At 73.2% G+C, this 14,005-nt stretch carries 16 protein-coding genes; 12 read left to right on the forward strand and 4 right to left on the reverse strand.

The window, feature by feature from the left end; all coding sequences use genetic code 11:
- Positions 1–7 precede the first annotated feature (7 nt).
- Entirely contained in the window at positions 8–457 is a 450-nt protein-coding gene (locus tag AC3WRM_RS10835) for a hypothetical protein (RefSeq protein ID WP_492249117.1), read from the reverse strand.
- Here AC3WRM_RS10835 and AC3WRM_RS10840 point away from each other — a divergent pair.
- Together AC3WRM_RS10840 and AC3WRM_RS10845 are read left to right on the forward strand one after the other, a co-directional pair.
- On the forward strand, positions 440–778 hold the full coding sequence (locus AC3WRM_RS10840; RefSeq protein WP_492249116.1) for a hypothetical protein: 339 nt from the start codon (positions 440–442) through the stop codon (positions 776–778). The two genes, AC3WRM_RS10835 and AC3WRM_RS10840, sit on opposite strands and share 18 nt — an antisense overlap.
- Positions 775–2,706 carry a linalool dehydratase/isomerase domain-containing protein gene (locus AC3WRM_RS10845; protein WP_492249115.1) on the forward strand — a complete coding sequence of 644 codons (1,932 nt, stop codon included), beginning with the start codon at positions 775–777 and terminating at the stop codon, positions 2,704–2,706. Before AC3WRM_RS10840 ends, AC3WRM_RS10845 begins: the two co-directional genes overlap by 4 nt.
- A 182-nt stretch (positions 2,707–2,888) precedes the next feature.
- On the opposite strand, the gene AC3WRM_RS10850 is transcribed toward AC3WRM_RS10845, so the two are convergent.
- Both AC3WRM_RS10850 and AC3WRM_RS10855 read right to left on the reverse strand, forming a co-directional pair.
- A complete protein-coding gene (locus AC3WRM_RS10850; protein WP_492249114.1) occupies positions 2,889–4,352 on the reverse strand; it encodes an MDR family MFS transporter in 1,464 nt (487 codons plus the stop codon).
- A 143-nt stretch (positions 4,353–4,495) separates the two neighbouring features.
- Entirely contained in the window at positions 4,496–4,927 is a 432-nt protein-coding gene (locus AC3WRM_RS10855; RefSeq protein ID WP_492249113.1) for an SRPBCC family protein, read from the reverse strand.
- 144 nt (positions 4,928–5,071) lie between these two features.
- On the opposite strand from AC3WRM_RS10855, the gene AC3WRM_RS10860 reads away from it, so the two are divergent.
- The 8 genes from AC3WRM_RS10860 to AC3WRM_RS10895 all read left to right on the forward strand — a co-directional run bounded on the left by AC3WRM_RS10860 (position 5,072) and on the right by AC3WRM_RS10895 (position 11,778).
- Complete coding sequence (locus AC3WRM_RS10860) at positions 5,072–5,557, forward strand: pyridoxamine 5'-phosphate oxidase family protein (protein WP_492249112.1); 486 nt, start codon at positions 5,072–5,074, stop codon at positions 5,555–5,557.
- Positions 5,558–5,590: 33 nt separating this feature from the next.
- On the forward strand, positions 5,591–5,908 hold the full coding sequence (locus AC3WRM_RS10865; RefSeq protein WP_492249111.1) for a hypothetical protein: 318 nt from the start codon (positions 5,591–5,593) through the stop codon (positions 5,906–5,908).
- A 275-nt stretch (positions 5,909–6,183) separates the two neighbouring features.
- Positions 6,184–7,278: a glycosyltransferase family protein gene (locus AC3WRM_RS10870; RefSeq protein WP_492249110.1), complete on the forward strand. Its 1,095-nt coding sequence runs from the start codon at positions 6,184–6,186 to the stop codon at positions 7,276–7,278.
- A complete protein-coding gene (locus AC3WRM_RS10875; RefSeq protein WP_492249109.1) occupies positions 7,275–8,354 on the forward strand; it encodes a glycosyltransferase in 1,080 nt (359 codons plus the stop codon). The genes AC3WRM_RS10870 and AC3WRM_RS10875 overlap by 4 nt, the downstream gene beginning before the upstream one ends.
- Positions 8,351–9,373, forward strand: a complete 1,023-nt coding sequence (locus tag AC3WRM_RS10880) for a glycosyltransferase (RefSeq protein WP_492249108.1) — start codon at positions 8,351–8,353, stop codon at positions 9,371–9,373. The genes AC3WRM_RS10875 and AC3WRM_RS10880 overlap by 4 nt, the downstream gene beginning before the upstream one ends.
- A complete protein-coding gene (locus tag AC3WRM_RS10885) occupies positions 9,370–10,254 on the forward strand; it encodes a glycosyltransferase family 2 protein (RefSeq protein WP_492249107.1) in 885 nt (294 codons plus the stop codon). The genes AC3WRM_RS10880 and AC3WRM_RS10885 overlap by 4 nt, the downstream gene beginning before the upstream one ends.
- Positions 10,251–10,868, forward strand: coding sequence for a MarC family protein (locus AC3WRM_RS10890; RefSeq protein WP_492249106.1), 618 nt, complete (start codon positions 10,251–10,253; stop codon positions 10,866–10,868). The genes AC3WRM_RS10885 and AC3WRM_RS10890 overlap by 4 nt, the downstream gene beginning before the upstream one ends.
- 457 nt (positions 10,869–11,325) lie before the next feature.
- On the forward strand, positions 11,326–11,778 hold the full coding sequence (locus AC3WRM_RS10895) for a phosphatase domain-containing protein (protein WP_492249105.1): 453 nt from the start codon (positions 11,326–11,328) through the stop codon (positions 11,776–11,778).
- Between the two features lie 15 nt (positions 11,779–11,793).
- Here AC3WRM_RS10895 and AC3WRM_RS10900 read toward each other — a convergent pair whose 3' ends face one another.
- A complete protein-coding gene (locus AC3WRM_RS10900; RefSeq protein WP_492249104.1) occupies positions 11,794–12,078 on the reverse strand; it encodes a helix-turn-helix transcriptional regulator in 285 nt (94 codons plus the stop codon).
- A 159-nt stretch (positions 12,079–12,237) separates the two neighbouring features.
- Here AC3WRM_RS10900 and AC3WRM_RS10905 point away from each other — a divergent pair, with 159 nt between their 5' ends.
- Positions 12,238–13,320 carry a sodium-dependent bicarbonate transport family permease gene (locus AC3WRM_RS10905; RefSeq protein WP_492249103.1) on the forward strand — a complete coding sequence of 361 codons (1,083 nt, stop codon included), beginning with the start codon at positions 12,238–12,240 and terminating at the stop codon, positions 13,318–13,320.
- The gene (locus AC3WRM_RS10910; protein ID WP_492249102.1) at positions 13,317–14,000 is read left to right on the forward strand and encodes an SDR family oxidoreductase; all 684 of its coding nucleotides are present in this window, start codon (positions 13,317–13,319) and stop codon (positions 13,998–14,000) included. Before AC3WRM_RS10905 ends, AC3WRM_RS10910 begins: the two co-directional genes overlap by 4 nt.
- The last annotated feature ends 5 nt before the right edge of the window (positions 14,001–14,005 follow it).

Here is a 14,005-nt window from a genome sequence, read left to right on the forward strand (position 1 = left end):
GACCCTCTCAGAGCAGCCCGACGCCGATGGCCGTGACCCCCTCGACGAGGGTGTCGCGGTCGACGTCGAGCTCGCCGAGCAGCCACCGCGTGACCACGTCGGTGGCGCCGGCGACCACGAACAGCGCGTCCAGACGTCGTTCCGGCCCTGCCTGGAGGACGGCACCGAGCACGAGGTCGGCGAACTCGCCCTGCGCTGCACGACGCCGGTCGTGCAGCGACTGGCGCAGCGGCGACTCGGCGTACAGGCGGGCGCGGGGCGGGTCGGCCGCGAGCGTGTCGACGAGGGCGGCGACGGTGGCGGCGACGCGCGCCCCCGGCTCGGCCCCGGCAGCCGCCCCGCCGTGCCACGGCGGGACCTCCTCGCACCGGCCTCCACCTCGGCCCTGGTCGTGCTGACCTACACCGTCGCGACCGCCGGGCTCGGATGGCTCGGCCTCGTGCAGGGCTCCGCCCACCCTCTGGTCGACGCCCTCGCGCGCGACCTCGTGCTCCTCATGACGCTCACGGCGCTGCTGGTCGTCACCGCCCGCGCCCGGCCCCGTCAGCGACCACGGCGTGAGCACCGCGGCCGCTGCCTCGTGGCCGCCGGCCTCACCTGGACCGCCGTGCTCGTCGTCGACGTGCACGTGCTCGGCCACGGCCACGCCACGACCCTCGCCACCGACGTGGCCCTGCACCTCGCCGGGCTGCTCGCGCTCTACGCGGGCCTCCTGCTCTGGCAGCCCCTCGGCACACGCCGCCACCGCACCATCCGTCCCGAAGGAGCACGCGCATGACCACCGTCGACGCCGGACCCGAGCCCACGGACAGCCACGCCCGCGGCGTCGTGCTCCAGATCCCTCGACCCCGCAGCCTCATGGGCGCGGAGTCGGCCCGACGCGCGCGCCGCGGCCTGCTGGTGCTCGCGGCGCTCTGGGCCCTGGCCGCGGGCCTGGTGCTGGCGGACGGCGGCGCCGCGGCCACGTCGGGGGCGCTCGCCCTGACGTTCCCGGGCGCCGGCATGCTCGCGGGCGGCCACCCGGTGTTGGCGCTCGTGGTGGTGGCGCTGGTCGTCACGTCGCTCGTGGCCTGGTGGTTCCTCGGCGCGACGGTGCTCCCGCCCGCGGTCACGCTCGCGTGCGCGGGGTGGTCGGCCGCGGTGGCCGACGCCGGGCACGGCACCGCCACCCTCGTCGCCCTCCTGCTCGCGCCCGCCGCCGTCGCGCTGTCGGTGGTCAGTCACGTGCTGCGGCACCGCGCGCAGGCGCGACGCGGCGAGCGGCTCAACGCCGAGCTCGCCCAGGTGCGGTTCACGGTCTCCCCTCCGCCCGACCTCGACGCCGGGCTGCCCGTCGTCGAGAGCTCGGCGGAGGACCTCGCCCGACTGCGCTTCGGCCTCGACCTCGCACTCCAGCCGCTCGAGACCTTCGAGGGCTTCACCCACCTCGACCAGTACCGCGAGGCCGCGCTGCGCTACCAGCTCAACGCGCTCTCCTACGGGCTGTCGATGGCCCAGCTCACCCGCACGCCCGCCTTCCACGGCTATCTCGCCGAGGCCCAGCGCAACGCGATCGAGAAGATGCTGGAGCGCAAGGCGTGGGGCTACTGGGCGCTGGAGAACCTGTGGGGCAACCTGCGGTGGGACCCGGAGCCGGTCGAGAACAGCGAGAACATCATGCTGACCGGCTTCTTCGGCCTCATGGTCACCTCCTACGAGACGGTCACCGGCGACGACCGGTACGCCCGCCCTGGTGCGCTCACGTTCCGCTGGTCCGACGGCCGCGAGTACGCCCACGACCTCGGCAGCGTCGCGGCGTCGATCCACCGCAACTCCCTCGCCAACGACTACGCCCTGTTCCCCTGCGAGCCGAACTGGATCTACACGGTCTGCAACACGTTCGGGGCGAACACGCTCCTCGCCCACGACCGGCTCCGCGGCACCAGCTACTCCGCGGAGACGCTGGAGCGCCTCCGCGACGGGTACGAACGCGAGTTCTTCCGGCCCGACGGCAAGCTGCTCGGCGTGCGCGCGTCGTACCTGGGCCTGTCGTGGAACTTCTGGGCGAACCCGTCGGTGCAGACGACGACGTCGTTCTGGATGCACCCAGCACTCACCGACCTGTCGCTGCGCACCTGGTGGCTACTCAAGCGCGACCTGGAGATCCGTGACGGCCTGCTGCACCAGCCGCGGTTCCTGACGAAGGGGTTGGACCCGGGCAGCTACCTCCTCGGGCGCGACACGTTCGGCCAGGCGGTCACGATGATGGCGGCCCGCGAGATCGGCGACGAGGAGTACGCCGCGGCCGCCCAGCGCACCCTCGACGAGCGGGAGCCGATCGAGGACCGCGACGGCGTCCGCCGGATGAAGGACGCGTCAGGGCTGGCCAACCTGTACGCGACGCTCGGGCGCTTCCTGCGCCAGGACGGGCTGCGCGACCTCGTGGCGCACGGCGTGCCCCACGCATGGCACACGGGCCCGGTGCTCGCGGAGTGCGCGTACCCGGAGGTCCTGGTGGCGAAGGCGGTGACCGACGGGCACGCGCTCGACCTAATACTGCTGCCCGGCCGCGGGTCCGTGCGCACCACGCTCGGCGTCGAGCGTCTCGTGCCCGGCCGCACCTACACCGTCGACGGCGGCCTCGAGCCGACCGTCACGGCCGACGCCGACGGTCGCGCGATCGTCGGGGTCGACCTCGACGGTCGCCGCGAGGTGCGGCTGCGCTGACCCGCCCCCGAGCGGTAGGTGGCGCGCGGAACCCGACCCGTCAGCGGTAGGTGGCGCGCGCTACCTCCGGGCCAGCGGTAGGTGGGTAGCGCTCTCGACGCTGCTTTCCGCGTGCTGCCTACCGCCGCCGACGAGGAAGCGCGCGCCACCTACCGCCCGCGGGGCAGCCGACGGGGGCGCCCTCAGTGAGCGGGCGCACCCTCGGGCGCGTCGGCCTTGCGCAGGAACGGGACGAGGACGACGAGCACGAGGCTCAGCAGCGCACCCACCAGGAACGCCTGCTGCACACCACCGACGAACGCCTCGCCCTCGGCGAGGCCGTCGTCGACCCCGCGCGCCGAGACGACGGTCATGATGGTGATGAAGAGGGCGGCTCCGGCTGCGCCGGCCACCTGCTGCAGGCTGCCGACGACGGCGCTCGCGTAGGAGTACAGGCGCGGCTCGACCGACCCGAGCGCGGTGGTCATGAGCGGCGTGAACGTGGCCGACAGACCCAGCATCAGCACCAGGTTGGCGCCCACCAGCCACGCGACCGACGTGTCCGCGTCGACGTCGACCAGCAGCCACAGGCCGGCCGACACGAGCAGCGACCCCGGCACGACGAGCACGCGCGGACCGAGCCGGTCGTAGAGCCGGCCGACGAACGGTCCGGTCACGCCCATCACCACACCACCGGGCAGGGTGATCAGCCCGGTCTCGAGCGCGCTGAGGCCGAGCGTCTGCTGCGCGAAGAGCGGGAGCAGGAGGAAGGAGCCGAACATGGCCGCCATGGCGATGAGCATCGCGCCGGTGGCGATGCGGAACTGGCCCGACGTGAACACCCGCAGGTCGAGCAGGGCCCGGTCGTCGCGCTGCAGCTGCAGCTGGCGGGCGACGAAGGCGGCCAGGGCCACGCCGCCGACGACGAACGGCAGCCAGGTGGGCGTGCCCGACGACCCCTGCGCGTGCTCGCCGATGCCGACGAGGCCGTACACGAGGCCGCCGAGGCCGAGCGCCGAGAGCGGCACCGACACGGCGTCGATGCGCTGGTCGCCGGTGGCGGACACGCTGACCACGTAGCGCGCGCCGATCACGAGCGCGGCGAGCGCGATCGGGGCGACGACGCCGAAGATCCAGCGCCAGCCGAAGTGGTCGAGCACGAATCCCGAGAGCGTCGGGCCGAGCGCGGGGGCGACGGCGATGACCACCGTGATGTTGCCCATCATCGCGCCGCGACGCGCGACCGGCACGATCGTCATGACCGTCGTCATGAGCAGCGGCAGCATCACGGCAGTGCCGGAGGCCTGCACGACCCGCGCGACCAGCAGCATCGCGAAGCCCTGCGACGCAAACGCGAGCACCGTGCCCGCCGTGAACAGCGACATCGCCGCGACGTAGAGCATGCGGGTCGCCACGCGCTGGATCAGGTAGCCGGTGAGCGGGATGACGACGGCCATCGTGAGCATGAACGCGGTGGTCAGCCACTGGCCCGTCGACGGCGGCACGCCAAGGTCGTCCTGCAGCACCGGCACAGCCACGCTCATGACCGTCTCGTTGAGGATGACCACGAACGACGCCACCAGCAGCGTGCCGATGACGAGCAGGTGCTCGCGCGGCAGCGTCGGCGTGTCCGTCGTCGCGGTCGGGTCGGTCGTGGCGGTGCTCATGCGGTCCCCTGGGATCGGTGCCGGGCGTGCTGGCGGCGCGTGGGCTCGATCGTCGAGCACGGCGCAGACCTGGGGGTGAACGTCGGGCGGCAGCGGGATGTTCCCCGCCCCGGCCCCGACGTCCCGTGTCAGCGACGCACGCCTCAGAGCCGGTTCAGCACCTGGACCATGTCGTCCTCGGTGTCGCTGCCGATCTTCTCGAAGACCAGCTTGACGACGGGCGTCGCGAGCTTGGCGGCGCCCTTCAGCTGGATGTCGGCGACGTAGGTGATCTCGCTGCCCGACCCGTGCGGCTGGACGGTGATCGTGTCGGTGGAGTGGGCGGTGTCGTTGGTGCCGACGAACTGCACGTGCGTGTCGTCGAGCTCGGTGAGCTCGTACTCCAGCTCGGTGCTCACGCCGGCGATCTTCGACGTGTTGTGCCAGCGGCTGCCGACGGCGACCGGGCCGTCGTCGATGCGCTGGCACGACTCCGTGCCCGGGTCCCACTCCTCGGCGTGCGAGAAGTCCTTCAGGTACTCGAGGACGGTCGCGGGGGCGGGCTGGACGGTGAACGTGCGGCTGATCTCGGTCATGTCTCCACCGTCGGCGACGATCGACGGCCGTGCACGTCGACCGGGCCCGGTACCCCGGAACGCGATGTCGAACCCCCCGATTTCGGGAGGCGTACCCGCCGACCCCGTCCTACGGTCGAGACGACCCCGAGACGAGGAGCCACCATGAGTGACACGACCGACGAGAAGACCCTCGACGACCTGCTGACCGACCTGCGGATCGCCATGTTCACGACCGTCACCGACGACGGCACCCTGCGCAGCATCCCGATGGCACGCCAGGACACCGACCTCGACCCCGCCGAGCTGTGGTTCATCACGGCGAAGGACACCGAGCACACGCGCGACGTCGCGAAGCGGTCCGACGTGCAGCTGACGTTCAGCTCGTCGGACTCCTGGGTGGCGCTCACGGGCCACGCGGAGGTCGTCGACGACACGGCCAAGCTGAAGGAGCTGTGGAACACCTTCGCCGAGGCCTGGCTGCCCGAGGGACCGGAGGGCGACAACTCGACGCTGATCAAGGTGCGCGTCGACAAGGCGGAGTACTGGGACACGCCCGGCAGCAAGGTCGCGTCCGCGATCAGCCTGGTGAAGTCGAAGCTGACCGGCGAGCCGTACAAGAGCGACCACGGCGTCGTCGAGAACCCGTGACCCGACGGTCAGCGAGCTGACGGGAGACCAGCGATGAGCGAGGGAAGGCACCAGCCGCCGAAGGGCGTGCAGGAGACCGCGCAGCGGGCCGTCCGCTGGATCGAGGACGGCAAGGCCGGCAAGGGCTTCACCGACACCGGCGAGCACCGGGCCCACCAGCTCGCGAACGGCGAGAAGCTCACCGACGAGCAGGCCACGAAGATGCGCGCCTACTTCAAGCGGCACGACGTCGACAAGGACGCCGAGGGCTTCACGAACGGCTCCGACGGCTTCCCGTCGCCCGGTCGCGTCGCGTGGGACGCGTGGGGCGGCGACGAGGGCGAGCGCTGGGTGGGCACGCTCGACCTCTGAGTCGGGCGCACCCGCCACGGGGGAGGCCGTCCGCTGGACGCCTCCCCCGACGCGTGTGACGGGGAGGGTTCACCCCCTCAGCCACGGGTACCTCCTGGGACGCGACCGGTCCGCGGTCGCCCACAGCCTCGAGGGGGTCAGTCAGCATGCCGCTCGCCGACACGGAGTCGTCCACCGGGCCATCCACGGTGTCGTCCACTGGGCCGTCCACGGTGTCGTCCACTGGGCCGTCCATGGGGCCCCGCCGGGGTCGTCCCGAGATCAGGGTCGCGTCCGTGCCCGCCGGGCATGTGTACGTGCGGCACCTGTCGTCGCCCGACCTCGACCTCGACGACCCCGTGCGCCGCCTGGCCGACCCCGCACCCGGGGGCGGACCGGCTGCCGCGGGCCAGCCGTGGTGGCCGCCGGCGATGCTCGAGGCAGCCTGGGTGGAGCGGTCGCACGGCTCCTTCGACCTGATGCACGTGCACTTCGGCTTCGACGCCCTCGCCCCGGCGCAGCTCACCGCGCTGGTCGAGGCGCTGCGCACGCACGGCAAGCCGCTCGTGCTCACCGTGCACGACCTGCGCAACCCGCACCACCTCGACCGCGCCCTGCACGACGCCCAGCTCGACGTGCTCGTGCCGGCGGCGTCGGTGGTGGCGACCCTGACCGAGGGCGCGGCCGCCGAGGTGCGGCGACGGTGGGACCGCGACGCGCTGGTGCTCCCCCACCCGCACGTCGTCGAGCCCCCCACGATGCAGCGGCTCGCCCGCCACCGTCCGGCGCCCGCGGACCGGGGTGGCGAGTTCCGCGTCGGCCTGCACGTCAAGAGCCTGCGCGCCTGCATGGACCCAGCCACCCTCCTGCCGACGCTGCTCCGCGCGGTCCAGGAGGTGCCGGGCGGCGTGCTGCAGGTCGACGGCCACACCGACGTGCTCGACCCGGGCGGCGCGCGCTTCGACCCCGACCTCGCCGCCTGGCTCGCCGACGCGCCCGACGTCGTCGACGTGCGCGTGCACGACTACTTCACCGACGACGAGCTCGTCGACTACCTCGCGTCGCTCGACCTCTCGGTGCTGCCGTACCGCTTCGGCACCCACTCGGGCTGGCTCGAGCTGTGCCGCGACGTCGGCACCCCGGTCGCGGCCCCGAGCTGCGGCTACTACGCCGACCAGGGGCCGGTGCACCCGTTCACGTTCGACGAGCACCGCTTCGACGCCGACAGCCTCGTGTCCGCGGTGCGCGACGCCTGGACGTCGACGCCCGCCCCCGCCCCGACGGTCGCGCAGCGGCTGGCGCAGCGTCGCCAGCTCGCGGAGGCCCACGCCACCGTCTACACCGACGCCCTGACGGGTGCGTGCAGCATCGTGACCGTGGGTGGGCGATGAGGATCTGCCTCGTCGCGTCCGCTCGCTTCCCCGTCGCCGAGCCGTTCCACGGAGGGCTCGAGGCGCACACCGCCACGCTGGCCCGCGCGCTCGTGGACCGCGGCCACCGGGTGAGCGTCTTCGCCGCACCCGGGTCCGACCCCTCCCTCGACGTCGAGGAGCTCGACGTGCCGCCGTTCGAGCCGAGCGCAGCGGCGCGTGCCGACGTCGGGGCGCACCCGGACGCGTGGATGCGCGAGCACCACGCCTACCTGGCGCTCATGCTCCGCCTCGCCCGCGGAGGCCAGACGCGCTTCGACGTCGTGCACAACAACAGCCTCCACCACCTCCCCGTCGCGATGGCCTCGATGCTGTCGGTGCCGATGGTCACGACGCTGCACACCCCGCCGCTGGGCTGGCTGGAGTCGGCCATCGCCATGTCCGGCGGTGCGTCGACGTTCGCCGCGGTGAGCCGGCACACGGCCACCGCCTGGGCGCACGCCGTGCGGGCCGAGGTGGTGCCCAACGGCGTCGACACCTCCCGGTGGCAGCCGGGCCCGGGCGGGGGGCGAGCGGTGTGGACGGGCCGACTGGTGCCGGAGAAGGCTCCGCACGTGGCCATCCTCGCCGCCCGACGCGCCGGGCTCGCGATCGACCTCGCAGGGCCCGTCCTGGACCCCGAGTACGTCCGTCGCGAGGTGGAGCCGCTGCTCGGCGACGACGCGCGGCTCGTGGGCCACCTGCACTCCGACGCCCTCTGCGACCTCGTCGGCCGCGCGAGCGTGGCCCTCGTGACCCCTCAATGGGACGAGCCGTACGGCCTCGTCGCCGCGGAGGCCATGTCCTGCGGAACGCCCGTCGCCGCGTACGCCCGCGGCGCGCTGGCCGAGGTGGTCGGCGTCTCCGCCGGTCGCCTGGCACGGCCCGACGACGTCGACGACCTTGCCCGCGCCGCCCGCGAGGCGGTGGTGCTCGACCGCGCCGCGGTCCGCGACCACGCGGTGCGGCACTGCTCGGTGCAGCGGATGGTCACGCGGTACGAGGAGCTCTACGCACGGGCCGGGCGCCCGACCCAGCCCGCCGAGACGTCGGCGTGATCGGCTACTACGTGCACCACCACGGGCACGGGCACGTGATGCGGGCGACCACCCTCCTGCCGCACCTCGCCGGGCACGAGGTGACCGGGCTGTCGACGCTGCGCGCCCCGCGCGACTGGCCGCAGCTGTGGATCGGGCTCGACCCGGACGCCGACGACGACCCCTTCGAGCTCCCACCGGACCCGACCGCCGGTGGCGTCTTCCACTGGGTGCCCCGCGGGCACGACGGTCTGCGCTCGCGCATGGCGACGATCTCGCGGTGGATCGACCTGACCGACCCCGACGTCGTCGTCGTGGACACGTCGGTCGAGGTGGCCGCGCTCTGCCGCCTGCACGGCGTGCCCGTGGTGCAGATGCTGCAGCCCGGCGTCCGCACCGACCGACCGCACCAGCTGGCCCTCGACCTCGCCGACCGCATCGTCGCGCCGTGGCCCGCCGACGTCGCGGACGTCGTCGAGGGCGTGGCCGCCGACGACCCGCGCCTCGTGCACGTGGGCGCGTTCTCGCGCTTCGACGACCGCCCGGAGCCGCCCCACGCCGCACCTCCGGCGACCCGTCAGGTGACCGTCCTCTCGGGCACCGGGGGACCGGGCATCGACGACGTCTCGCTCGAGCGGGCGCGACGCGGCACGCCCGGCTGGACATGGACCGTGCTCGGCGGCCACGCCGGGACCTGGCTCGCCGACCCGTGGCCCGCGCTGCTGCGCGCCGACGTCGTCGTGACCCACGCCGGGCAGAACGCGCTGGCCGAGGTGGCGGCGGCGCGCCGGCCCGCCGTGGTCGTGCCGCAGGAGCGTCCGCACGACGAGCAGCGGACCACCGCGAAGGCGCTGCAGGCCGACGGGCGGCTGCCCGTCGTGGTCGCCGAGGCCCCGGCCGACGACGACTGGGCCGCACTGCTGGAGCAGGCGGTGCGCCGCGACGGCCGCGACTGGGAGGTCTGGAACGACGGCAAGGGCGCGGCTCGCGCCGCCGACGTCGTCCTCGACGTGGCGCACGCGCGGACGGCGGACCGATGACGACGACGCGGGGTCAGGGCCGCGTCGCGGTGGTCACGGTCGTGCACGGTCGGCACCGGCACCTGTGGCTGCAGCAGCGGTCGCTCGCGGAGGGCACGGTGCCGCCGGACGACCACGTCGTGGTCGCGATGGACGACCCGCGCGCGGCTCGCTGGCCCGCACCCGGCCGACCTCCTCACGTCCTGCACCTGCCGCGGACCGACGGCCGGCTCCCGCTCGCCACGGCCCGCAATCTCGGCGCCCGCACGGCGATCGAGCGCGGGGCCGACCTGCTGGTGTTCCTCGACGTCGACTGCATCGCCTCCCCCGGGCTCGTCCTCGCGTACGAGGAGGCGTCACGTCGACCGGCCGCCGAGCACGCCCTGCTCTGCGGACCCGTCTCCTACCTGCCCCCGCCACCGGCCGGCGGCTACGACCTGCACACCGTGCACACGCTCGCGGCGCCGCACCCGGCCCGTCCTGCCCCCGCCGTCGGCGACGTCGTGGTCGACGCCGACGGGCACGACCTGTTCTGGTCGCTCTCCTTCGCCCTCACCCCCGCCACCTGGGAGCGGGTCGGCGGGTTCGACGAGGCGTACACCGGCTACGGCGCCGAGGACACCGACGTCGGGCAGCGGGCCGCTGCCGCGGGCGTGCCGCTCGCGTGGGTGGGCGGGGCGCGGGCCGCGCACCAGCACCACCCCACGCAGACCCCGCCGGTGCAGCACCTCGACGACGTGCTCCGCAACGGCAGGCTGTTCCGCGACCGCTGGGGCCGGTGGCCCATGCAGGGCTGGCTCGACGCCTTCGAGGAGCAGGGGCTGGTGCGACGCACCCAGGACGGCGACTACGAGAGGTCCGACGCGACGCACGCGGCGGCGGCTGCCACGATGGAGGCGTGACGTCCGTCTCCGTGGCCCTCGCCGCCCTCGCGGCGCTGCTGCCGATCACCAACCCGCTCGGGGCTGTGGCGGCCTTCGCGGCCCTGACCGAGGGCCAGCCGGCCGACCAGGTGCGACGTCAGGCGTGGCGTACCGGCATCTACGTCGCGGCGATCCTGGGCGTCTTCGCGCTCCTCGGCAGCCTCGTGCTCAGCGCCTTCGGCATCACCATCGCCTCGCTGCAGATCGCGGGCGGTCTCGTGGTGGCGCACTCGGGATTCGGGATGATCGTGCCGCGCGAGACGAGCACTGCGGCCGAGAAGGAGCACGCCGCCGCCAAGGCCGACGTGTCGTTCTCGCCGATGGCGCTGCCGCTGGTGGCCGGGCCCGGGGCGATCGGCGTGGTCATCGCGCTGTCGGCGCGACACTCCGACCCGCTCGACCGGGTCGGAATCCTGGTCGCGGGTCTCGCCATCGGCCTGCTCATCGCGCTCGCACTGCGCTTCGCCACCCCGGTCGTCGACCGGCTGGGCCCGACCGGCATCGGCGCCCTCACCCGCGTGATGGGCTTCCTGATCCTCGCGATCGGCGTCGAGCTGTTCGTGCACGGTGTGCTGGCCGTCCTGCCCTCGTAGGTCCTTCGAGCTGCCTGCACCGCGAGCACGAGGAACCCACGCGGGCCTCGACCGGGCGGATCGCCCGAGTCCTCGTACGTCACATTGGTTCCATGCCATCGACCTCCACACGAACACGAGTAAGTCGCCAGTTTCTCGCAGGCATGCTGGTCGGATGCGTGTTGACGACCGCGACAGTGGGGGGCGCAGCAGCGTGGATGAGCCGTGGAGATCTCGCTCAACGATGTCTCGAAGCCGCCCCGAGCGACCTCGAGGTCTGGCAGGCGTCGCTCTCGTACGACGCCGACCGCCTCAAGGCAGCGTTGACATGCACCTGGAGTGGAGAGGGAGGCCGCGGACCTTCTCGCACGATCAAGATCCCGCTGTACCGATGACGCGGCCGACCTCGGACAGCGCCGTCCTCCGCCGGGGTTGAAGAGAACGCCGCCACGAGACGTCCCGTCGTAGGCTCCTGCCCATGCGGGAGGCCGAGATCTTCGACGTCGACGGCACGTTGTGCGACGTGGCGAGGGTCCGGCACCACGTGCGCGGGAGCCGACGCAACTTCGAGGCGTTCCACGAGGCCGCCCTCGGCTGTCCGCCGCACGCCTGGGTCGTCGAGGGCGCCCGGGCCGCGGCGTGCGAGGGTCGGGCCGTCGTGGTCGTCACGGCGCGGCGCGAGCACTGGCGTGCGGGCACGTCGTTCTGGCTGGCGCTGCACGACGTGCCGTCCGACCACCTCTACCTGCGCGGCGAGCACGACGGCCGTCCCGACGTCGAGGTCAAGCGCGACGTCCTCGCCCAGGTGCGCCAGCGCTACCGCGTCGTGCGCGCCTGGGACGACAACCCGAACGTCATCGCGCTGTGGGAGTCCGAGGGCATCGACGTGGTCGTCGTGCCGGGCTGGGACGGGGAGCCGTCGCGCCCCTGAGACGAGGCGCCCGGCTCAGTTGCCGAAGGCGGCGAGCAGGTCGCTGACCATGGTGGTCGACTCCTCGGGGTGGCGTAGGGGTCCGTCGGGGTGCACCTCGTAGCGGTTGCGACGTCCGACCTTGGTACGCGTGAGGTACCCGGCCTCCTCGAGGTCGCGCAGGATCGTGCGGGCCGCGCGCTCGGAGATGCCGACCCGCTCGCTGAGGCGCGTGAGCAGGATGCCCGGCTCGCGCGCGACGAGGACGAGCACGTGGCCGTGGTTGCTGAGAAAGGTCCACGAGGAGCGCTCCGACGTCACGGGCCCAGCGTAGCCGCGCAGGTGGCGTGCCTCACGTCCGCCACACCGGCACATCAATACCGGTATTGTGCTTCCCGTTAACGATCTCTCACCGCTCGGCGCCGGACGGGGTGGCGACACCGCGCGGACGAGATCCCCCTGCCAGCCCAGGAGTCCTCCATGGATCTGTCCATGCTCAGCAACCTCACCGACCCGGTCATCCTGTTCTTCGTGCTCGGCCTGCTGGCCGGGACCCTGCGCTCGAACCTCGAGGTTCCACCGGCCGTCACGAAGTTCCTCTCGCTCTACCTGCTCATGTCGATCGGCTTCAAGGGCGGCGAGGCGCTCGCGGCCACCGGGATCACCAGCACCGCGCTCACCGTCATGGGGCTCGCGATCCTGCTGTCCGTCGTGATCCCCGTGATCGGCTACCGCGTGCTGCGCCGGCGGGTGGTACCGTTCGACGCCGCGGCGATCGCCGCCACCTACGGCTCGGTCAGCGCCGTCACCTTCGTGGCGGCGACGCAGTTCGTGTCCTCGCGCGGCGACGAGCCCGGCGGCCACATGACGGTCGCGCTGGTCATGATGGAGACGCCGGCGGTGATCATGGCCGTGCTGCTCGCCACCTGGGTGCGCTCGCAGCACCGGGCGACCGCACCGGCCCTCGCCGAGGCACGGACCCTCGTGGCCGACCGCAGCGGCGGGGCTCCCACGACGACGGGGACGCCGGACGGCGGCGGTCGGCCGCCAGAGGGCAGCGGCAGCGTGGGCAGCAGCAGCGTCGGCAGCGTCCTGCGGGGGGCCTTCACCGAGGGCACCTTCCTGCTGCTCGTCGGATCGCTGGTCATCGGCGCTGCCTCGGGTTCGACGGGCGCCGAGACGATGGCGCCGCTGCTGCACGACCTCTTCAAGGGCCTGCTGGCGTTCTTCCTGCTCGACATGGGCCTCGTCGTGGCCCGGCAGCTGCGCGAGGTGAAGGGCGTCCCGCCGTTCCTGCTCGGGTTCGCCGTGGTGATGCCGCTGTTCGGGGCCACGCTCGCCCTGGTGCTCGGCGTCCTGGCCGGTCTGTCCGTCGGCGACCTGACACTGCTGACCGTGCTGGCAGCCAGCGGTTCCTACATCGTCGTCCCGGCCGTCGCGCGGCACGCGATCCCGGAGGCACTGCCGTCGCGCTACCTGACGATGTCGCTCGGGATCACGTTCCCGTTCAACATCGTCCTCGGCATCCCGCTGTACCACGCGATCGCCGGGATGGTCGCGTGAGCACCGCGTTGCTGGCCGGCAAGGTCGTGCTCGTGACGGGGGTCGTCACGACCGAGAGCATCGCCTTCGGCGTGGCCCGACGGGCCAGCGAGCTGGGCGCCCAGGTCGTGCTCACCGCGCTCGACCGCGACCTCGAACGGGCGAGGGAGGCCGCACGGTCGCTCGACGTCGACTCCGTCCTCACCTACGACGCGACCCGCCCGGGCGCGGGCCTGGAGCTCGTCGAGGCCGTCGGAGACCGCTTCGGACGTCTCGACGCGGCGCTGCACGCCATCGCGTTCGCGCCGCGGGCGGCGCTGTCGGGCTCGATGCTGGGCGTCGACCCGGCACAGCTCGAGCAGGCGTTCCGCACGAGCACCGTCTCCTACGCGGAGCTGGCGGAGGTCCTGCGCCGCCTGAGCCCACCGTCGGGGGCGAGCCTCGTCGGGCTCGACTTCGACGCGGCAGGGGCGTGGTCGGTCTACAACTGGATGGGCGTGTGCAAGGCCGGGCTGGAGTCGCTGAACCGCTACCTCGCCCGCGACCTGGGCGCGATCGGCATCCGCACCAACCTGGTCGCCGCCGGACCCGTCCACACCCGCGCCGCCAGCGGCATCCCGGGCTTCGAGGTGTGGTTCCCCCCGAATCGTGGAGGGCTTCTCTATGCGGCTTCCCGGTCGGGGGCCGCTGTGTCCTCGTAGTTGAC

The sequence above is a fragment of the Aeromicrobium sp. EU05-FHT14F07 genome, from assembly GCF_058790455.1.